The sequence below is a fragment of the Brevibacillus sp. BD137 genome, assembly GCF_041644655.1.
GTDB lineage: Bacteria > Bacillota > Bacilli > Brevibacillales > Brevibacillaceae > Brevibacillus > Brevibacillus brevis_D.
This window is the reverse complement of record NZ_JAOTNO010000003.1, coordinates 682,084-700,864: the sequence shown is the minus strand read 5'-3', so window position 1 is coordinate 700,864 and position 18,781 is coordinate 682,084. Positions and strand designations below refer to the sequence as shown.

General features: G+C 46.2%; 21 protein-coding genes. 19 read left to right on the top strand and 2 right to left on the bottom strand.

All coding sequences use genetic code 11. The features are described from left to right. Positions 1-124 precede the first annotated feature (124 nt). The 15 genes from ODZ53_RS09815 to ODZ53_RS09745 all read left to right on the top strand — a co-directional run bounded on the left by ODZ53_RS09815 (position 125) and on the right by ODZ53_RS09745 (position 15,037). Positions 125-1,093, top strand: coding sequence for a nucleotidyltransferase domain-containing protein (locus ODZ53_RS09815; RefSeq protein WP_372676813.1), 969 nt, complete (start codon positions 125-127; stop codon positions 1,091-1,093). Positions 1,094-1,233: 140 nt separating this feature from the next. After that, the gene (gene rnpA, locus ODZ53_RS09810) at positions 1,234-1,614 is read left to right on the top strand and encodes a ribonuclease P protein component (protein WP_015894104.1); all 381 of its coding nucleotides are present in this window, start codon (positions 1,234-1,236) and stop codon (positions 1,612-1,614) included. A gap of 4 nt (positions 1,615-1,618) precedes the next feature. After that, entirely contained in the window at positions 1,619-1,843 is a 225-nt protein-coding gene (gene yidD, locus ODZ53_RS09805) for a membrane protein insertion efficiency factor YidD (protein ID WP_205669431.1), read from the top strand. A 39-nt stretch (positions 1,844-1,882) separates the two neighbouring features. Continuing rightward, a complete protein-coding gene (gene yidC / locus ODZ53_RS09800) occupies positions 1,883-2,641 on the top strand; it encodes a membrane protein insertase YidC (protein WP_016739366.1) in 759 nt (252 codons plus the stop codon). Next, entirely contained in the window at positions 2,638-3,267 is a 630-nt protein-coding gene (gene jag, locus ODZ53_RS09795; RefSeq protein WP_015894101.1) for an RNA-binding cell elongation regulator Jag/EloR, read from the top strand. The genes yidC and jag overlap by 4 nt, the downstream gene beginning before the upstream one ends. Before the next feature lie 287 nt (positions 3,268-3,554). Then, complete coding sequence (mnmE, locus tag ODZ53_RS09790) at positions 3,555-4,931, top strand: tRNA uridine-5-carboxymethylaminomethyl(34) synthesis GTPase MnmE (RefSeq protein WP_199929704.1); 1,377 nt, start codon at positions 3,555-3,557, stop codon at positions 4,929-4,931. 15 nt (positions 4,932-4,946) lie between these two features. Next, a complete protein-coding gene (mnmG, locus tag ODZ53_RS09785) occupies positions 4,947-6,845 on the top strand; it encodes a tRNA uridine-5-carboxymethylaminomethyl(34) synthesis enzyme MnmG (RefSeq protein ID WP_372676812.1) in 1,899 nt (632 codons plus the stop codon). 11 nt (positions 6,846-6,856) lie between these two features. After that, a complete protein-coding gene (gene rsmG / locus ODZ53_RS09780; RefSeq protein WP_372676811.1) occupies positions 6,857-7,573 on the top strand; it encodes a 16S rRNA (guanine(527)-N(7))-methyltransferase RsmG in 717 nt (238 codons plus the stop codon). A 602-nt stretch (positions 7,574-8,175) separates the two neighbouring features. After that, positions 8,176-8,337 carry a hypothetical protein gene (locus tag ODZ53_RS09775; protein ID WP_372676810.1) on the top strand — a complete coding sequence of 54 codons (162 nt, stop codon included), beginning with the start codon at positions 8,176-8,178 and terminating at the stop codon, positions 8,335-8,337. Between the two features lie 759 nt (positions 8,338-9,096). After that, positions 9,097-9,951, top strand: coding sequence for a nucleoid occlusion protein (noc, locus tag ODZ53_RS09770; protein WP_372676809.1), 855 nt, complete (start codon positions 9,097-9,099; stop codon positions 9,949-9,951). A 506-nt stretch (positions 9,952-10,457) separates the two neighbouring features. Next, complete coding sequence (locus ODZ53_RS09765; RefSeq protein ID WP_015894094.1) at positions 10,458-11,216, top strand: ParA family protein; 759 nt, start codon at positions 10,458-10,460, stop codon at positions 11,214-11,216. Then, positions 11,213-12,058: a ParB/RepB/Spo0J family partition protein gene (locus ODZ53_RS09760; protein ID WP_199929702.1), complete on the top strand. Its 846-nt coding sequence runs from the start codon at positions 11,213-11,215 to the stop codon at positions 12,056-12,058. The genes ODZ53_RS09765 and ODZ53_RS09760 overlap by 4 nt, the downstream gene beginning before the upstream one ends. Positions 12,059-12,073: 15 nt before the next feature. Then, entirely contained in the window at positions 12,074-13,228 is a 1,155-nt protein-coding gene (locus tag ODZ53_RS09755; RefSeq protein ID WP_173606419.1) for an aminotransferase class V-fold PLP-dependent enzyme, read from the top strand. Positions 13,229-13,258: 30 nt separating this feature from the next. Beyond that, positions 13,259-13,972 (top strand): DUF554 domain-containing protein, encoded by a 714-nt coding sequence (locus tag ODZ53_RS09750; RefSeq protein ID WP_372676808.1) that lies wholly within the window; start codon positions 13,259-13,261, stop codon positions 13,970-13,972. Between the two features lie 165 nt (positions 13,973-14,137). After that, on the top strand, positions 14,138-15,037 hold the full coding sequence (locus ODZ53_RS09745) for a diacylglycerol/lipid kinase family protein (protein WP_372676807.1): 900 nt from the start codon (positions 14,138-14,140) through the stop codon (positions 15,035-15,037). A gap of 92 nt (positions 15,038-15,129) precedes the next feature. Here the strand turns inward: ODZ53_RS09745 and yyaC are convergent, their stop codons facing one another. Beyond that, positions 15,130-15,735 (bottom strand): spore protease YyaC, encoded by a 606-nt coding sequence (yyaC, locus tag ODZ53_RS09740; RefSeq protein WP_015894089.1) that lies wholly within the window; start codon positions 15,733-15,735, stop codon positions 15,130-15,132. Positions 15,736-15,949: 214 nt separating this feature from the next. Between yyaC and ODZ53_RS09735 the strand changes: the two genes are divergently transcribed. The 4 genes from ODZ53_RS09735 (at position 15,950) to ODZ53_RS09720 (ending at position 18,222) form a co-directional block, all read left to right on the top strand. Continuing rightward, positions 15,950-16,231 carry a putative Se/S carrier protein gene (locus ODZ53_RS09735; protein WP_173606417.1) on the top strand — a complete coding sequence of 94 codons (282 nt, stop codon included), beginning with the start codon at positions 15,950-15,952 and terminating at the stop codon, positions 16,229-16,231. Next, complete coding sequence (locus ODZ53_RS09730) at positions 16,228-17,103, top strand: mechanosensitive ion channel family protein (RefSeq protein WP_015894087.1); 876 nt, start codon at positions 16,228-16,230, stop codon at positions 17,101-17,103. The genes ODZ53_RS09735 and ODZ53_RS09730 overlap by 4 nt, the downstream gene beginning before the upstream one ends. A 15-nt stretch (positions 17,104-17,118) precedes the next feature. Beyond that, positions 17,119-17,328: a DUF951 domain-containing protein gene (locus ODZ53_RS09725; RefSeq protein WP_007720174.1), complete on the top strand. Its 210-nt coding sequence runs from the start codon at positions 17,119-17,121 to the stop codon at positions 17,326-17,328. Between the two features lie 114 nt (positions 17,329-17,442). Further along, entirely contained in the window at positions 17,443-18,222 is a 780-nt protein-coding gene (locus tag ODZ53_RS09720) for an Ig-like domain-containing domain (RefSeq protein ID WP_372676806.1), read from the top strand. A gap of 218 nt (positions 18,223-18,440) precedes the next feature. On the opposite strand, the gene ODZ53_RS09715 is transcribed toward ODZ53_RS09720, so the two are convergent. After that, complete coding sequence (locus tag ODZ53_RS09715) at positions 18,441-18,527, bottom strand: YjcZ family sporulation protein (protein ID WP_017246824.1); 87 nt, start codon at positions 18,525-18,527, stop codon at positions 18,441-18,443. Between the last annotated feature and the right edge of the window lie 254 nt (positions 18,528-18,781).

Below are 18,781 nucleotides of genomic sequence, written 5' to 3'. Positions count from 1 at the left end.
GTCTGAAAATTCTTTGTTGTCATAAAAAGACGAAGGCTTTCTCCGATGTGGAAACCTTTTGGGGGATAATCATTACCTAGCTACCGAAAATCCTACTATTTATTGAAGAGATAGGAGGGGGCCGATGGAGGAGAGGAAGGACGTAACCGACTTTTTTGTATCGTTGGCGCGCGAGTTTCTTGATGAATGGCCTGTAGCCAACATGGTATGTGCCTATGCTGGTGGATCTGTCGGGAGGGGAGAAGCGGATACCTACAGCGACCTCGATTTACACATCTTTGTGGAGGGAGAAGATGATCCTTCCTGTGAAAATCGTCTGTTTAAATGGCATATGATACAGCTGCAGGTTCAATCTGCTCCTACGGATGAAGAAGTATATGAGAATCTGTGGGCATGGCGTTACCTAAAGGAAGCAAAGATTATTCTGGACCCAGAGGATCGTTTCATTTCCTGGATGAATGACATATGCGCGTATATGGATTCCCCGGCTGGGAAAGCGAAAATGTTCGCACAGGCAAAAGCAGAGGTAGAATCGTTCCACGAAGAGGCGCAGGCTGCCTTAATGGAAGGCTTTCCGTACTCCGCTTATTTGGCTTCATGGGCAGGATGGATCGGTGCGCTACAAATGAGTGCCTTTTTCCATGGGCATTCATTGAGTGATGCACAGTTGTATCAGCTGTTACAGAAAGAAGGACGTTCGGACGGAATGGATGGCTTTTTTCTGGAGGCATACCGGAGTAACCAGGATGTACAGGATGCACTTATGCTATTGGCCGACTATCGAACTCATCTACGGTCAATAAATAAGGGGATCGAGTTTGCGCTGGCGGCTGAAAATGATTGGTTAGTAAAGAGGAAGGTACAAAGATTGCAGGAGAGAAATCAGCTTGATATGGCCGGGTTTTTAATATTTTCAGAAGCGATCTGGTTATATCATAGTGTGGGTCTTGATGAATGGCTGGAGAATCATTGGGCGGATCTGCCTGCCAAGCTTTCTTTGTCCCTTCAAAAATTGGGATTTTTCCAAGCAGATGGACAATTGCTCGCTCACTTGCGCCATGCCAGTGCAGAAATCATCGCGGAAATTGGCTGATCGTCTTTATTTTTTTCACTGAATTTTAGATTTTGTTCTAAACCGAGTATACTTAGGGAAAAAAGTGAACGAAACAAGGATATACTGGTAGATGCTGTTTACGTTTTCTACTATAATTGTGATGTTAGGGGTTGTTTACCTTGCATCGTTCACACCGGCTCAAAAAAAATGAGCAATTCCAAGCTGTGTTTCAACGAGGAAGTTCTGCGGCTAATAAGCAGTTTGTCTTGTATTCAGCAAAGCAAGAGGGACAAGCGGCTTTTCGCGCTGGGATTTCCGTCAGTAAAAAAATTGGCAATGCTGTTGTCCGCAATAGAGTCAAGCGGCTTATACGCGAAGCAGTAGCTCGAATGGAGTCTGATATCCCAGTCGGTCTCGATCTCGTCATCATCGCCCGTCCGGGTGTGGAAGCGATGACGCTTGAAGCCATTGAGCAATCTCTGTTACATGTGATGAAGCGAGCCAAAGTGATCAAACAGGCACCCGTACATAATGGAAAAAGAGATGGAAAAAGAGGGTGAAACGATGATGGTGAAGATCATGGTTTGGTTGATTCGGGGATACCAACTGATGATTTCTCCGTATAAACCACCTTCATGCAGATTCGCGCCAACCTGTTCCCATTACGCAATCGAGTCGATTCGTCGATTTGGAGCGTGGAGGGGAGGCTGGTTGGCCCTTCGTCGCATCTTGAAATGCCATCCGTTCCACCCGGGCGGGTATGATCCAGTCCCGGATCAGCACAAATAAGATTACCTCATATTGAAGCGGGGAAAAGGAGGATCACCCTTGAGTAGACGTACACTCAGCATTCTTATGCTGACTATGCTGGTTCTAGTTTTGTCGGGCTGTAACCCCCAAGCAGCAGCACCAATTGGCCCTGACGCAACCGGCATTTGGGACAAGTATTTTGTCTATCCACTGTCCTGGCTAATTAAAGAGAGCGCATTGATACTCGGAAACAACTACGGTCTGGGTATCCTAGTTGCAACGATCATCATTCGAATCATTGTGCTTCCATTGATGGTCAAACAAATCAAGAGCTCCAAGAAGATGCAAGAGATTCAACCGGAGATGCAAAAGATCCGTGAAAAGTACAAAAATGATCCACAAAAAGCGCAAGCGGAAACAATGGCTATGTTCCAGAAGAGCGGTGTCAATCCGTTGGCTGGATGCTTGCCAATGTTGGTACAAATGCCGATTTTGATCGCGTTCTACCATGCGATCATTCGTACGTCCGAGATTAACTCGCAAACGTTCATGTGGCTGACGCTGGGACAAAAGGACCCGTACTACATCTTGCCAATCATTGCTGCGATTACGACCTACTTGCAGTCCAAGATGATGGGTCAAGCAAATCAGGGAAATCCACAAATGCAAATGATGATCATCATGATGCCGCTGATGATTTTGGCGATTGCTGTCACATTGCCATCAGCGCTGTCTCTGTACTGGGTATACGGTAACCTGTTTACCATTGTACAAACCTACTTCCTGTATCGTGATAAAGGGAAAATGCCTACTCCTAAAGGGGGAGCCTCCAAGTGAAAAAGGTGGTAGCTACGGCAAAAACGATCGACGATGCTGTGCAAAAAGCTTTACTGGAATTGGGAGTGCCGCGTGAGCGGGCAACGATCCAAGTTCTAGAGGAACCAAGCAGAGGATTGTTTGGACTGATTGGGGCAAAGGACGCTAAAGTGCAAGTAGAATTTCACTTTGATCCGGTTGCACAGGGACGTGACTTTCTTCAAGACGTTTTGTCGAACATGAAGGTGAATGCCAAAGTGGAGACGCGTACAAATGAAGAGGGCATGCTGTTTGACATCCAGGGAACCAATCTGGGAATCATTATTGGCCGCAGGGGACAAACTCTTGATTCATTACAGTATCTCGTAAACGTCGTAGCGAACCGTCATGCGGACAAACATGTACGTATCACTCTGGATGCCGAAAATTACAGGCTTCGTCGCAAGGAAACATTGGAGCAGCTCGCAGATCGTGTGTCGAAAAAAGCGTTATCGACCAAACGGGATGTACGTCTGGAACCAATGTCTGCTGCTGAACGGAAAGTAATCCACGCGTTCTTGCAAAAGAGAGCGGATGTGGTTACCTTCAGTGAAGGAGACGAGCCAAATCGTTATATCGTGATTGCACCGAAAGAAGCCTCTCGCTAGGCTTCTTTTTTTTGCCTAATTCAAATGAGCAAACGACGACATTTTAAACAATCTCGTCAAAAAGTTGTCCACTGTGGATAATTGACCAAATGGTTGAGGATTTGCGAAAATGATTATACTGTGGATAACCAAAATGGACAGCAACCTTGGAGCTAGGGTTGCTTTTTCCTATTGCGTGTTTAGCCAGATGGATTGGCTGCACTTTCTTTTGGAATTTTTCTAGACGATCTGTTATGCTAGTAAGTTAGTGGCTGACTTGTAAGAGTGGAAAGCTTGAGGTGAACAGCATGAAATTCGATACAATAGCGGCGGTCGCAACACCGATGGGTGAAGGCGGTATTGCCGTGATCCGGGTAAGCGGTACGGAAGCGATCGAAGTTGTGGATAAGATATATAAAGGAAAGCAGCGGTTGTCCACTGTGGACAGCCATACGATCCATTATGGGCACTTGTATGAGCCAAACACAGGTGAACGAGTGGAAGAGGTACTGGTTTCCGTAATGAAGGCTCCCCGTACATTTACGAGGGAGGATGTAGTGGAGGTCAACTGTCACGGAGGAATTGTTTCCGTTGAAAAGGTTCTGGAGTTAATCTTGGATAATGGAGCAAGATTGGCGGAGCCGGGGGAGTTCACGAAGCGTGCGTTCTTAAACGGACGTGTCGATTTGTCTCAGGCTGAGGCCGTCATTGATTTGATTCGGGCCAAAACAGACAGAGCGATGAAGGTCGCTTTGAATCAAGTAGAAGGGAAGCTGTCCAGGCTCATTCGTCAGCTACGCCAAAACTTGATTGAAGCGATGGCCCATATAGAAGTAACACTGGACTATCCAGAGCATGACGTTGAGGAGTTTACAAAAAATTTCTTGCGAGGAAAGTGCTTGGAGGTTAAAGGTGAAATCCAACGATTGTTGCAGACCGCACAGCAAGGAAAAATTTTGCGTGAAGGCTTGTCGACCGCGATTATTGGACGTCCGAATGTAGGGAAATCCTCGCTATTAAATAGTCTGGTTCAAGAGGAAAAGGCGATTGTAACTGACGTTGCGGGAACGACACGCGATGTCATCGAAGAGTATGTCAATGTGCGAGGGGTTCCTTTGCGACTTATCGATACCGCAGGAATTCGCGATACAGAGGATATCGTGGAGAAAATCGGGGTAGAGAAGTCCAGACAGCTGCTGCAAAAGGCTGACCTCGTGTTGCTCGTGATCAACTACAACGAGCCTCTCTCCGCTGATGATTACGCGATTTTTGAAGCAGCAAAAGGGTTCCATGTGATTGTGATTGTCAATAAATTCGACCTGCCGCAAAAAGTGGATTTGGAAGAGATCAAGCGTCATTTCCCTCAGCAGCCGTTGATTATGACGTCCGCGCGTGAGGAAACGGGGATCGATCTTCTGGAGCAGGCTATTGGGGAGATTTTCTTCAGTGGCCGTGTGCAGCAGGATGACTTGACCTATGTGAGTAACGCCAGACATATTCAACTGCTTCGTCAGGCAGAACGAGCCATGGATGAAGCGCTGGGTGGAATCGATGATTTGATGCCAGTAGACATGATTCAGATCGACATTAAAAAGTCGTGGGAGCTACTTGGTGAAGTCATCGGAGAAAGCGTCGGCGAAGATTTGATTGACCAGATTTTCTCCCAGTTCTGTCTGGGTAAGTGATTAGGAGGGCAAAAAATGAACGTTGTACCTGCATATGAAGCGGGCTCTTTTGACGTCATTGTCATTGGTGCGGGTCATGCCGGTGCGGAAGCGGCATTAGCGGCTGCACGTATGGGCTGTAGTACATTGCTGTTGACGATCAACCTGGATGCTGTGGCGTACATGCCATGTAATCCTTCCGTAGGTGGTCCTGCAAAAGGCCACGTTGTACGCGAATTGGACGCGCTTGGTGGAGAGATGGGACGCAATACCGACAAAACGCATATCCAAATGCGTATGCTGAATACAGGGAAAGGACCTGCTGTGCATGCCTTGCGGGCGCAAGCAGACAAATTTGCGTATCAGCATGAAATGAAGAAAACGATTGAAAATACTCCGAATTTGATCCTGCGTCAAGCGATGGTGGAAGAGCTGATCGTGAACGATGGAGCTTGTGAAGGGGTTATCACGCAAACTGGGGCGCGATACATGGCCAAATCCGTTGTATTGACGACCGGAACCTATTTGCGCGGAAAGATCATCCTCGGGGATCTTCAATACGAAAGTGGACCGAACAACATGCGTCCGTCTATTCGTCTGGCACATCATTTGAAGGAACTCGGTTTTGAAATGACTCGTTTCAAGACGGGGACGCCACCGCGTGTTCATAGCAGCAGTGTGGATTTCTCCAAAATGGAGATTCAGCCTGGTGATCCGGTTCCACGTGCTTTTTCTTATGAAACAACGGAATTTATCATGGATCAGCTTCCTTGCTGGCTGACCTATACAAATGAAGAAACGCATGGACTCATCAATAGTAATCTGCATCGTGCCCCTATGTATTCGGGAATGATCGAAGGAACAGGCCCGCGTTATTGCCCTTCGATTGAAGATAAAGTAGTCCGTTTTAACGATAAGCCGCGTCACCAAATTTTCTTGGAGCCAGAAGGGCGCAATACCGAAGAAATGTATGTACAAGGCTTGTCGACCAGTTTGCCAGAGGATGTTCAGCTTTCCATGCTGCGCTCCATGGCTGGAATGGAAGAAGTCAAAATGATGCGCCCTGGCTATGCGATTGAGTATGATTCGATCGTGCCGACGCAGCTCTGGCCTTCTTTGGAAACCAAAACCTTGCCTGGCTTGTTCACAGCAGGACAAATCAATGGTACCTCTGGCTATGAAGAAGCAGCGGGTCAAGGTCTCATGGCAGGGATTAACGCAGCACGCCGCGTTCAAGGGAAACCGCCAGTTATTTTGGGACGGGATGAGGCGTACATCGGTGTCTTGATTGACGATCTGGTTACGAAGGGAACGCATGAGCCTTATCGTTTGCTTACTTCTCGCGCAGAATATCGCTTGCTGCTGCGTCATGACAATGCGGACTTGCGCCTAACGGATATCGGCCATGAAATTGGTCTGATTAGCGAGGAGCGCTACCATCGATTTAACCAAAAACGCGAGCTGATCGAGCAAGAAAAAGAACGTGTGGCCAACACGCGCGTACGTCCTGAAATGGCACATGTTCAAGAGGTTTTGCGGAACGCAGGCTCTCCTGAGCTGACAGATGTCATCGAGCTGGCTCAATTGCTGCGTCGTCCGGAAATCAACTACAGCCACATTGCTCAAATGGTCCCGGCACCAGAAGCACTGCCAGAGGATGTGACCGAACAGGTTGAAATCCAGATTAAATACGATGGCTACATCAAAAAGTCATTGCAACAGGTTGAACGGATGAAAAAAATGGAGGAGCGCCGCATCCCAACGGATATTGATTACCACCAAATCTCCGGTTTGTCCAAGGAATCCCGCGACAATATGACCAAAATCCGTCCGTTGAACATCGGGCAGGCGGCTCGTATCGCAGGGGTTACTCCAGCAGACATTTCCGTGTTGATGGTATATTTGGAGTACAAACGCGTGGGAGTAGCCGAGTAAGGAGAAAAGCTATGACGAAAGAACAGTTTGCCGAGGTACTTGCAGCCCAGGGGATTTCTTTGACGGATCGTCAGAAGGAGCAGTTTGATCATTTTTTTCGCCTGCTGGTGGAATGGAATGAGAAGATGAACCTGACCGGGATTACCGAAGAGGGGCAAGTGTACAACAAGCATTTTTATGATTCGATTACGCCAGGGTTTTACTTCCCATTTGACCAGGTGCAATCAGTTGTAGATATCGGTGGGGGCGCAGGCTTTCCGAGTATTCCTTTGAAAATTTGCTTCCCGCATCTGAAAATGACGATCATTGATTCCCTGAACAAGCGAATGAGCTTTTTGCAGCATGTAGCAAAGGAGCTGGGCTTGGAGAACGTAAATCCCGTACATGGGCGTGCCGAGGATCGTGGGCAAGAAGCGATGTATCGGGAGAAATTTGATCTCGTAGTGGCACGTGCTGTTGCGAGACTCAATCTGTTATCGGAGTTCTGCCTTCCTTTTGCCAAAGTCGGAGGACACTTCGTGGCTCTCAAGGGAGCAGAGATTACTCCAGAGCTTGCTGAAGCGAAAAAGGCAATCAAGACGCTTGGTGGAAAGACGAGAAAGGTCGAGACATTCCAGCTTCTAGAGGAAGCGGGAGAACGTAATATCGTCATCATGGAAAAAATAGAAGCGACGCCGAAAAGCTATCCGCGTAAAGCAGGAGTTCCTGCGAAAAAGCCGTTAGTGTAGGAGTCAATCATAAGAGAGGTCGTAGCCACGTGCTGCGGCCTTTTTTCGTATGGAAAGTTGTTTAAATCAAGTTGCCCGTTTTTGATGAAATGGAAGGTATGTAGTCGCTCAGGTTTCTTGGATCATGGAGTCTACAACTCGTACTAGCTCCTCTGAAAGAATGCCATTGTGTGAGAGGGTGATTAGACTATGCAAGCAACAAGTACTTTCCTCCTTTTTCTGCCGGAACTCCCGACCATATTGCTTCGGCTCTGTCTTGCTTTTCTAGCGGGTGCCATCTGGAGATGGGAGCGAGAGAGATTTATAAAGGATGTGAGCAGGCAAAGAGGTGCTGGTTTTTGAACGTATAGTCTCGTTTGTTTTGGTTCGTTTCTTTTTGGACTAGCCTCTATTTAACGTGAAAGAAAGTTTAAACTTTCTGGAGCGCATAACAAGGTACCTCAGCGTCCGCATCTGGCATAACCTCGGTAAAACATTCCGCAAAAACGAGGTCGCTCCTCTATGAATAGGCTTCGATAGAAGTTTTTTTACGGTTTTTCTTCGAGTGGTGTAAATCATGATCCGGGGAGGGTAACTGCACAAGTCGTAGCGGGAATGGGATTTTGGGGGCTGGAGCTATTATTAAATTCAATGGTACGGTAAAAGGCCTTACGACGGCAGCTGGGATGTGGGTTGTTTCAATCATTGGTTTGGTTCAGTGCAGGGATGTCTGTCGCTGTGATCGTTGCTGCGATTTTTTCGTACCTGCCGTTAGACTTTCATAGTCTTTTTCCTCGATTGTTTTCTGTCACCAAGATTTCACATCCTACTGATGAGAGCATTGGAAGTGATGAGAGGCCAAAGCACCGTGACGATCACGGTTTTTATGTGGAAGATCACGATTGATGTTTCACGTGAAACGTTTTTCGTTAGCAGGAATTGGGCGAATCTTGCAGAATTACATATATATAAATGAACCTGAAGAAAGCGTATAGGGAAAGAAGATTAGGTCAAAGGCAATTTTACAAACCGATCGGATGGGCAAGAAGAGTCTGTTAAGCAGTATGTACTATAGGGCTTGTGAAGCTTTTTTAAAAGAAGATGCATGCTGTCCTTAACGATGTAAGAGGAGGACCTATGTTAAAAGAGTAGGACTGAACTCACTTACGACGCCAATATGCCATTTTTCCTTAGCAGCAACAATCAAAGAACATATTCAATCTGTCATATCCGGACAATGGATTGGCGGGGGATAACAAAATGTTTCTAGGAAGATTCTGTCGTTGATTGGACAGGACCTTTTTCAGTTTCTAGGACGTATTCAAAAAGTTGTCTTTTCAGCACGAAGAAAGCGGCGAGAAGCTGAAGAAGGAGGAGCGGGATGTAGGGGAGCTACATGAGCACCTGACTTTCGAGAGTGAACGCTTGTATCATTTTTGCGCAATCTTTCAGGATTACTTCGTGATCAAAAATGACTTTTTGAACACCTCTTCAAAGACTTTAAAATAGCACGGATGGAACGGGTAGAAGTGGGGGATTTTTCTATGGCAGTTAAAGATTCATTTTCTCGGATTTTTGGCTTGACGGACAAGACAGATAACGAAGAAATCAAACAAATACCAGTCGAGGAGATTGTACCGAATCCATATCAACCTCGTACTGTATTTGATGACGAGAAAATTGATGAGTTGTGTCAAACGATACGAACTCATGGGCTCATTCAACCGATTGTCGTGCGAGTTCGCGACGGTCGTTATGAATTGATTGCTGGGGAACGACGTTTGCGCGCAACTAGAAAATTGGGCATGGAGAGGATTCCTGCGATTGTCAAAGAGTTTAATGACTCGCAAACAGCCTCTATCGCATTGATTGAGAATTTGCAACGAGAAGGTTTGACAGCTATTGAAGAGGCAGTCGCATATCAAAAGCTGATTGATTTGCACAATTTGACGCAAGAGAGTCTTGCTCAACGTTTGGGTAAAGGACAATCGACAATTGCAAACAAACTGCGCTTGCTCCATTTACCACAAGGAATTCAAGATGCCTTGTTGTCCAGACAAGTAACAGAGCGTCATGCAAGGGCTCTGATTCCGTTAAAAGATCCAGAATTACAAAATAAAGTCCTGTTGGAGATTTTGGAGCGGGAATGGAATGTGAAGCAGACGGAAGTGCGCGTGAAGCAGCTTCTAGAACTGGCCGAGAACCCTAAATCGGAAAAAGATGCGAAGCCACGCTGGAAAGCATTCTCAAGAGATACGCGGATTGCGATTAATACTGTACGTCAATCGATCGATATGGTGATCCAGACAGGCCTACCTGTAGAAACAGCAGAAGAAGATCATGATGAATTCTATCAATTCACGATCCGCATTCCAAAAAACAAGGAAACAGGGAAATAAATGATCGTAACAAACATGGCGACAAGGTCGCCTTTCTTTTTGGGCAAATGCTGATTATTTATAGGAAAATGAGGCTTTTAGTACTATTTGATTTCCAGAAATATGCATTTCCTGCGAAAAGGCTAGGTAAATCTGCATTTTCGGGACAAAAATCAGGCTTTTTTGTCTCACTATCTAAAAAAAACAGCGTACGACCAAGCGGCAAATCTGATAACATGGAGAGTACCAACCTGTGCATACTTGCAGGTATACTCGATAATTAATGAGGATGACTTTGCAGGGGCTTTTTTCGTCTTATCATGTACAGGCGATGTAAAGGTTACTGAATGGCAACGGACGAAGGAATTTGTATAAAAGATCATCGTTTTACAAGAATACGAGCAAATCGTAAATAGACTCGAATGACTAACTAGATGAGGATACAGAAGATGACTTTGAAAGACGTACTGGAGAGTGTACTGGTCGAGCCACAAGCTTTCCTACACGACAAAAAAGAGGTGGAGAAGTTGGGAAAAATCATTGCGGTTGCGAACCAGAAAGGCGGCGTCGGGAAAACGACTACGTCCGTCAATCTAAGCGCTTGTTTGGCCGCATTGGGGAAAAAGGTGCTGCTGGTTGATATTGATCCCCAAGGAAATGCAACCAGTGGGATCGGGGTAAATAAGGCAGATGTTAAGTACTGCATTTATGATGTCCTGATCAATGATATCAACCCTGTCGATGCGACTTTGCCAACTGAAATTGAAGGATTAATGATCATTCCTGCCACCATTCAATTGGCAGGTGCGGAAATTGAGCTGGTTCCTACGATTTCTCGTGAGGTTCGTCTGAAAAAGGCGCTGGAAGTTGTCAAGGACAAGTACGATTACGTCATCATCGATTGCCCGCCATCCTTAGGGATTTTGACTGTAAATTCTTTGACAGCATCTGATTCGGTCTTGATTCCAATCCAGTGTGAATACTATGCGCTAGAAGGATTAAGCCAACTATTGAACACCATTCGTTTGGTCCAAAAACACTTGAATTCGCAGCTTGCCATCGAAGGCGTCGTTCTGACGATGCTCGATGCACGTACGAATCTCGGCCTGCAAGTGATTGAAGAAGTGAAAAAATATTTTCAGGACAAAGTATACAAGACAATTATTCCTCGAAATGTACGCTTGAGTGAAGCACCATCACACGGACAAGCCATCATTACGTACGATCCACGCTCACGAGGAGCGGAAGTCTATACTGATTTGGCGAAGGAAGTGGTAGGGGTATGAGTAGAGGATTGGGAAAAGGGCTGAATGCGCTTATTACTTCCAATCTCATCGAAGAAGGGGAACAGGTAAAAGAGGTTTCCATCAATGAGATTCGTCCTAACCCTTATCAGCCCCGGAAAGAATTCGAGCAATCAGCTATTGAGGAACTGGCACAGTCGATCAAAGAGCATGGAATCATCCAACCACTAATTGTTCGGAAAAGCATCAAAGGTTACGAGCTGGTAGCTGGTGAAAGAAGATTGCGCGCTGCAAAGCTAGCAGGGTTAAAAGAGGTTCCGGTAGTAGTAAAAGCGTACACAGATCAGCAATTAATGGAGATTGCCCTGATTGAGAACTTGCAACGGGAAAATCTGAATCCACTCGAAGAGGCAGAAGCGTATGACAAGCTGATTTCCCACCATGACTATACGCAAGAACAGCTTGCACAAAAGATAGGGAAGAGTCGACCGCATGTAGCCAACATGCTTCGTTTGCTGCAACTGCCAGAGAAGATCCGAAAAATGGTATCGGCAGCTGAACTATCCATGGGGCATTCACGTGCTTTGCTTGGAGTAACGGATAAGAAAGTACAACAACAGCTTGCAAATGACGTGGTGGAAAAAGGATTGAGTGTTCGTCAGCTGGAAGAGCTCGTGAAGCAGCTCAATGTTTCACGTGAAACAAAAAAGAAAAAGTCAGCGAAAAACGAGCCAGTTTTGATCGAGATGGAGGAACGGCTGCGCAGCCGTTTTGGGACATCGGTCAAGATTAAAAAAGGGTCAAAGCGCGGCAAGATTGAAATTGACTTCTATTCACAGGAAGACTTGGAGCGAATCATCGAAATGCTGAATATAGAGAAGTAAGTCCAGGAGGTAGTCATGGCGATCATCTATTTGGATAACGCAGCTTCTACATGGCCGAAGCCACCAGCAGTTAAAGAAATGATGGCGGAGGTCATCGAGGATTTTGCTGCAAATCCTGGCCGAGGTGGACATGCACTGGCGATGAAAGCGAGTAAAGCTGTGTTTCGGACACGGGTGCAAGTGTCGCGGTTGTTTGGGATTCAAAACCCGAATAACCTCTTTTTTTATCTCAATGCCACTCAAGCGCTTAATCAGGCGATAAAAGGGTTCTTACAAGCAGGCGATCATGTTATTTCTTCGTCTGTTGAGCATAATTCGGTAAGACGTCCCATCGAGTTCATGCGCAAAAACAACCAAGTAGAAGCTACTTTTGTAGAGCCAAGAGAAGACCATCAATTCTATGTAGAGGATTTTGCCAAGGCAATTACGCCCTCAACGAGGTTAATCGTTGTGAGCCATGCTTCCAATTTGACAGGTGTCATCCTGCCTGTTGCTGAACTAGGGAAACTGGCAAAAGAGCACGGAATTACGTTTTTGGTGGATGCTTCTCAGTCTGCTGGTGTTTTGCCTATTGATGTAGAGGCAATGAATATTCATATGCTTGCTTTTCCTGGGCACAAAGGGCTTTACGGTCCACAAGGTACAGGTGGTTTGTACGTAAGTAGTGATATTGATCTCGAGCCCTTGATTCATGGGGGGACAGGCAGTCAGTCTGAAGCCATTGATCAACCGACAACTCGTCCAGACCGATACGAAAGCGGGACACTCAATACGGTTGGTTTGGCAGGGCTACAAGCAGGCGTTGATTTTGTCATGGAAAAAGGTGTAGACAACATTCGTCAGCACGAATGGGAATTGGTGAAACAAACGATCCTTGGATTGCAGCAAATCGAGGGTGTACATGTCTACGGACCGGGGATTGAGATCGAACGTGTGGGCGTGGTTGCTTTTAATATCGGAGAGGTGGATGCAGCCGAGGTATCGTTTATCCTGGATCAACAATACGGGATTGCAACCAGATCGGGTTTTCATTGCACGCCATTGGGTCACCAGACTGCCGGTACCGAACAACGTGGAGCCGTTCGAGCCAGCTTTGGAATTTTCAACTCAGAGAAAGATGTAGAAGCGCTTCATAACGCTGTTCGGGAAATAGCAGCAGCGTTTGTGTAAGGGTAAGGCATCTGTAGGGGGACAGCGCAAGTGATCTTGCTGGGAACATTGGTCAACGCCGGAGCAATCATCTTAGGAGCATTGTTAGGCAGAATGTTGAAGCGAATTCCGGAGTCGATGCGACAAACCGTCATGCAAGGAATTGCTCTGGCCGTATTCATATTGGGTATTAAAATGTGCCTGGGATCGGATAACTTTTTACTCGTGATTATCAGTATTGTGCTAGGAACAGTAATAGGTGAATGGATTGGGATTGAAAAAGGCTTAAACAATCTGGGGCATTGGCTGGAGAGGAAAGTCGGGGGGAGTCAAGGCAGTATCGCCACTGGTTTTATCACGGGGACGCTGGTGTACTGTATTGGAGCCATGGCTGTACTCGGTTCATTGGACAGTGGTTTGCGTAACAACCACGAAGTACTGTTTATGAAAGCAATGCTAGACGGATTCTCTGCGATCATTTTCGCATCAACACTAGGAATCGGTGTCATCTTTTCGGCAGTGCCCGTGTTTTTATATCAAGGCATGATTGCGTTATTATCTACAAGCATTTACAGTGTGGTGAGCGAAACGATGCTGAATGCGATCCTGGTAGAAGTAACGGCGGTAGGTGGCTTGATGATTATTGCCATTGGGTTAAACGTTTTGGAGATCAAACAGATCAGGGTAGCCAACATGATGCCAGCATTAGTGATCGCAGCAGTCGGTGTTCCCTTTATCGATTGGATTTCAAAGCTGTTTTCATAGTTGGCACAGAGGCTCTTCCTTCGGGAGGAGTTTTTTTTATGAAAAATCAACTATCATCGATAAAAATAGCATGCGATAATATGATACAAAAACTTGATTGCGAGCAAGGATGGATAAGTGGGACGTGACAGTAGAGTACGACAGCATGTTGGGGAGAGAATGATTATGTTGGGTGTTATCGTCAATCCTGTATCGGGTAATGGCACAGGGTTGAAAGTATGGAGGGAAATTGAGCCGACGCTACGACGTCTGGGAGCGCCTTTTCATGTCAGGTTGACATCAGGAGAGGGGGACGACAAAAAATTATCAAAAGAGCTGATTCAAAAAGAGGGAGTAAAAACAATCATTGCTGTCGGAGGGGATGGAACTGTCCGAGGCGTGATAAATGGGATATACGATTCGAAACAAGATTGCCGATTTGGATTGGTGCCGGCTGGTTCCGGGAATGATTTCGCTCGCGGACATGGAATTCCGATGAAACCATTACAGGCATTAGAGCGAATTCTGTCGGAAAAAGGGGAAAAGCGAATCGATCTGATTTTATTGAATGGGGAAGTAGCGGCGAATTCAATCGGGGCCGGATTCGATGCACAGGTAGCAAAGGTAACGGATCAAGCTGTGTACAAAGCTTGGCTGAATCGGTACAAGTTAGGTGCACTTGCCTACATTATATCGGTGATTCGCGTCGTATGTACGTATCAGCCACGTGACATCGTACTGAACGTTGATGGTATTGAGGCTCGTTTAGAGGCTGCATGGCTAGTCGTCGCTGCCAATATTCCGAATTACGGAGGCGGAATGCTAATTTGTCCAGATGCTATACCGGACGATGGAATTGCGGATATTTGCGTAGTAAGTGGTGTGAGTCGGCTCGGATTGTTAGCCGCTTTTCCGAAAATATTCACAGGAGCTCACCGTCATCATCCGGGTGTCTGCTTTTATAGGGGAAAGCATGTAACGATACATGCAGCGGGACAGCTACCTGTCCATGCAGATGGGGAAAGCGTAGCGCCAACACCGATCAGTGCCCAAGTGATCGAAAAGTGCCTGACGATTTATGTGTAAAAAAAAAATAGACCTGTCATCCGTTGAGGGAGAGAACAGATCAAAAAGTAAGTTTTCTAAAGAGGGATGGAACCTTTTGCAGAAAGAAACGGTCAATCATATAAGACACTATCGAATCGACTAGGCGTAGAAGCCAGTGTTACGGCTTTTGCCAGTCCGGAAGCTATGGTATCTGCCATGTTCATGACGATGGAGAGGCGGGTATTTTGAAGGACAAAATACTCCATAAATCCTCCTACGTTGACAATCCCGGTAATGTGGAAGGAACCAACAGGAGGTAGCTCTTTTTTAACACCAGCCCCTGGTTTTAGTGGACCATTCATCACATTGATGTTTCCGACATGGCTAAATTGACCTAAACAGGCATCGACCGCAATAAGTGTAGCTGTCGGATGATTCGCCTGGATGAGCTCTAACTTTTCCTTAAGATTCATGGCGTGTACAGGATCCTCAAGCGTTCCGTACACTTGCAAAAAACGAGGTGACTGCGCGATGAGCTTGGTTCCTACTAATGGGCCTAGAGCATCACCAGTAGAACGGTCTGTCCCAATACATACAATGACAAGGTCGTCATCGAACCGATTTAAGCGAAAGCGCTGGGCAAGGTGACCGGCGAGATGCTCGTCTGCGTTTTCACTGCGGTATTCCACTTTAAAAGGTGGCAAAGAATAATCCTTGCGATTATCGGATGTACTCATGGAAACCCCCACTCTTGCCGACTTGGCTTAAACCAACCTGTAAAAGGTTATATAAAAGTATTCACAGTATCGTACCGATATGACATTTTTATACCTGCTAATGGGAAAGTTACGTAGGTTTTGAAAACTCAGCGAGGCTGGCATGCATGAAAACGAACAGGTAAAATAAGAGGAGCCTATAGCAGTTTGTGTGAAAGAGATGAGGGGGAGTGAAATGGGAGGAGAGACAGTGCTGATCGCATTTGATTCCACGCAGCAAGCCTTGCGGGCAGAAATGCTGCTGGAGTACGAAGATATTGAGATCGATACAAGACCAACGCCAAAAGAAATAACGGCAGGCTGTGCCCTTTCCATTGAGTTCTCACTGTCGGATTACTTACGAGCGAAAGCGATCATGATGGAACAGCAAGTGGTAATACGAGGATACTTCCGTCAGTTTTTCGGCCAGTATAGCGAAGTGGACGAAAGCGGGGAGCAGAAGGAGCGGGAGGAATGAAGCAAGCTGGTTTCTTTGAAAGGATTTATGCCCAGGTACATGCGTATATGACAGATGCAGATATGTGGGTAAATATAGGGATGGCTGTACTGAAAATAGTCGCGATCATCCTGTTATCGCGAATCGTCGTTTCTGTTGTGCAATCAGGCGTAAATAAAGTGTTCCAGCACCGCCACGGAAGCAAGATTCAAATGGATCAACGCCGAGTTGACACTATGCGGGTGCTCGTCAACCATATCGTTCAGTACGGCATCTACTTTTTGGCGATTCTCATGATCTTGCAGCTGTTGGGCATTGATTTGCGCCCCGTTTTGGTAAGCGCAGGGGTACTGGGGCTGGCAGTTGGTTTCGGGGCGCAAAGTCTCGTGCGTGATATTATTACGGGATTTTTCATTATTTTTGAGGATCAATTTGCTGTAGGGGACGTTGTAACGATCAACAACTTGACAGGCACGGTGCAGGAGATTGGTCTGCGCATTACAAAGGTGCGAAGCTGGACGGGGGAGGTACACATCTTTCCAAACGGCACGATTAATCAAGTGACCAACTTTTCATTGCAAAATACGTTAGCGGTTGTCGACGTATCTGTAGCATATGAAGAAGATCTGAATCAAGTTGAGTCTGTGCTCAAAGAAGTATTGGCATCGGCTCAGACAGAATTGACGGATATCGTAGCTGAGCCACAGATTTTGGGAGTACATGCACTGGGGCCTTCTGAAGTCATCATCCGGGTTACGGCTGAGTGTAAGCCGAACACACATCACGGAGTCAATCGAAATTTGCGTGCGAAGATCAGAACGGAATTAACCAACCGCGGCATTCAAATTCCGTATCCAAAAATCGTCGCGGTGTCTGGAAAGGGAACAGTGTAGAGAGGAGAAAGAGATATGGAACGCAAGCAATTTGGACTGGGGGATGTCGTACAGATGAAAAAGCCGCATCCATGTGGCACGAATGCGTGGAAGGTCATACGCATGGGCATGGATGTGCGAATCAAATGTACGGGTTGCGATCATAGTGTGATGATTGGACGACTAGAATTTGAACGCAAGCTGAAAAAGATACTGATTCGAGCGGAGGAAGAACCGCAAGCATAAACCATATTTCTTTGATCAACCCCTCTGTCTTTTTCTACAATGCCTGTAAACGATGAAGCGACGCACTTATATGCTTCACGGAGCGGCTTTGTCGTTTTAGACGGGAGGGGTTCGATGAAAAAGATGAGTGTTCGGTGGTTGCAATGGGTAGTAGTGCTTGCGCTTTTCCTACTTCCATCACAGGGAGTGTGGGCAAAGTCGGCAAACGAATGGGGAGTGAGAATATCCCCGGCTGACAAATCGGCGGAAATAGACCCGAATCAAATCATTACACTGACGTTTTCGGGGCCGGTTTCGTTAAAAAATGGGCAAGAGCTCTCCGACAAGTCTGGTCTCTCGATTATTTCGCTCACGGACGCGAAAAAAAAGAAGGTTCGTTTTACGGCGAAATGGAACAAAACAGATCGAAGCATGACAATTGATCCGGAAGGAAATCTGGAAGCAGGGGCGTCCTATCGAGTTAGCTTGCTGGCCAAAAAAGTGAAGGATCACCGAGGCAATTTGAATCCAGAGCTGGCTAGCACGTTTCAAACGAAAAAACCTGTGGATAATATCGCTCCACAAGCAGTCATATTGCCTGGTCACGGAGCTAAGAATGTAAAGCTCCAGGATAAAGTGACACTCCAGTTTGCAGAAGAGATTATTTTGGTTGATGGTGGAGCCCTATCCAGCAAAACGGCCGGGCCATTAGTTCGTGTAACAGATGAAAAAGGGACTGTCGTTCCGCACACAATTACATGGAACAAAAGCAAGCGGATGTTGTCTGTGAAGCCAAAAGGAAAATGGCAGCCACATACGAGATATCAGGTAAGTCTCATTGCGGGCTTGGTTAAGGATACAGCAGGTAATTTAAATCAAGCGCAGTGGATAACTTTTCAGACCGGATCGAAGTAGTTCAAGCATGTGGGTAAAAAAAAGGATGCAGCCAATAGAGGCGCATCCTTTTTCCTTTTGTACGATCAAATGTATCTCCCGGTGAAGGTACTTAGGTTATGACTGATCATTATCCCTAGGCTGCATTGCCTTGGCTATGATCTATGTGGAATTAGAGAAGGTAAGGCTGCTGAGGATGCAAGCTTACCTTCAGATAGGCTGGATGGCAGCGGAGTAGGTTAGTCGCAGTCACAACCTACGATAACGAGAAGGATGAACAGAACCAAGATCAGCGCGAAATCGTCGAAACCGTTAAAGATACCCACTTGCTAACACCTCCTACCGTAGTTTCAATACTCATGCTATGTAGAAACCCACAACGGGGTATAGGCGGATGCCCTGGTTCCAAGAAAATAAGTTATGCACAGCATATCCACAGAAAATGTGGACAACTTTTTACGAAGAAAAGAAGTGTCTGCAAACGATGTAGGAGACAAAAAGTTGTTAGTAAATACTTATCCACAGACTTATCCACAAAAGGGGATTTTCTCTGGATAAATCGACGGTTATTATTGAATAT

Coding starts and splice junctions, on each gene's coding strand:
- ODZ53_RS09745 (WP_372676807.1), top strand. CDS start 14,138: ATGTTGGGTGTTATCGTCAATCCTGTATCGGGTAATGGCACAGGGTTG.
- ODZ53_RS09725 (WP_007720174.1), top strand. CDS start 17,119: ATGGAACGCAAGCAATTTGGACTGGGGGATGTCGTACAGATGAAAAAG.
- ODZ53_RS09720 (WP_372676806.1), top strand. CDS start 17,443: ATGAAAAAGATGAGTGTTCGGTGGTTGCAATGGGTAGTAGTGCTTGCG.
- mnmE (WP_199929704.1), top strand. CDS start 3,555: ATGAAATTCGATACAATAGCGGCGGTCGCAACACCGATGGGTGAAGGC.
- yyaC (WP_015894089.1), bottom strand. CDS start 15,735: ATGAGTACATCCGATAATCGCAAGGATTATTCTTTGCCACCTTTTAAA.
- mnmG (WP_372676812.1), top strand. CDS start 4,947: ATGAACGTTGTACCTGCATATGAAGCGGGCTCTTTTGACGTCATTGTC.
- noc (WP_372676809.1), top strand. CDS start 9,097: ATGGCAGTTAAAGATTCATTTTCTCGGATTTTTGGCTTGACGGACAAG.
- ODZ53_RS09755 (WP_173606419.1), top strand. CDS start 12,074: ATGGCGATCATCTATTTGGATAACGCAGCTTCTACATGGCCGAAGCCA.
- ODZ53_RS09730 (WP_015894087.1), top strand. CDS start 16,228: ATGAAGCAAGCTGGTTTCTTTGAAAGGATTTATGCCCAGGTACATGCG.
- yidD (WP_205669431.1), top strand. CDS start 1,619: ATGATGGTGAAGATCATGGTTTGGTTGATTCGGGGATACCAACTGATG.
- ODZ53_RS09815 (WP_372676813.1), top strand. CDS start 125: ATGGAGGAGAGGAAGGACGTAACCGACTTTTTTGTATCGTTGGCGCGC.
- rsmG (WP_372676811.1), top strand. CDS start 6,857: ATGACGAAAGAACAGTTTGCCGAGGTACTTGCAGCCCAGGGGATTTCT.
- ODZ53_RS09760 (WP_199929702.1), top strand. CDS start 11,213: ATGAGTAGAGGATTGGGAAAAGGGCTGAATGCGCTTATTACTTCCAAT.
- ODZ53_RS09735 (WP_173606417.1), top strand. CDS start 15,950: ATGGGAGGAGAGACAGTGCTGATCGCATTTGATTCCACGCAGCAAGCC.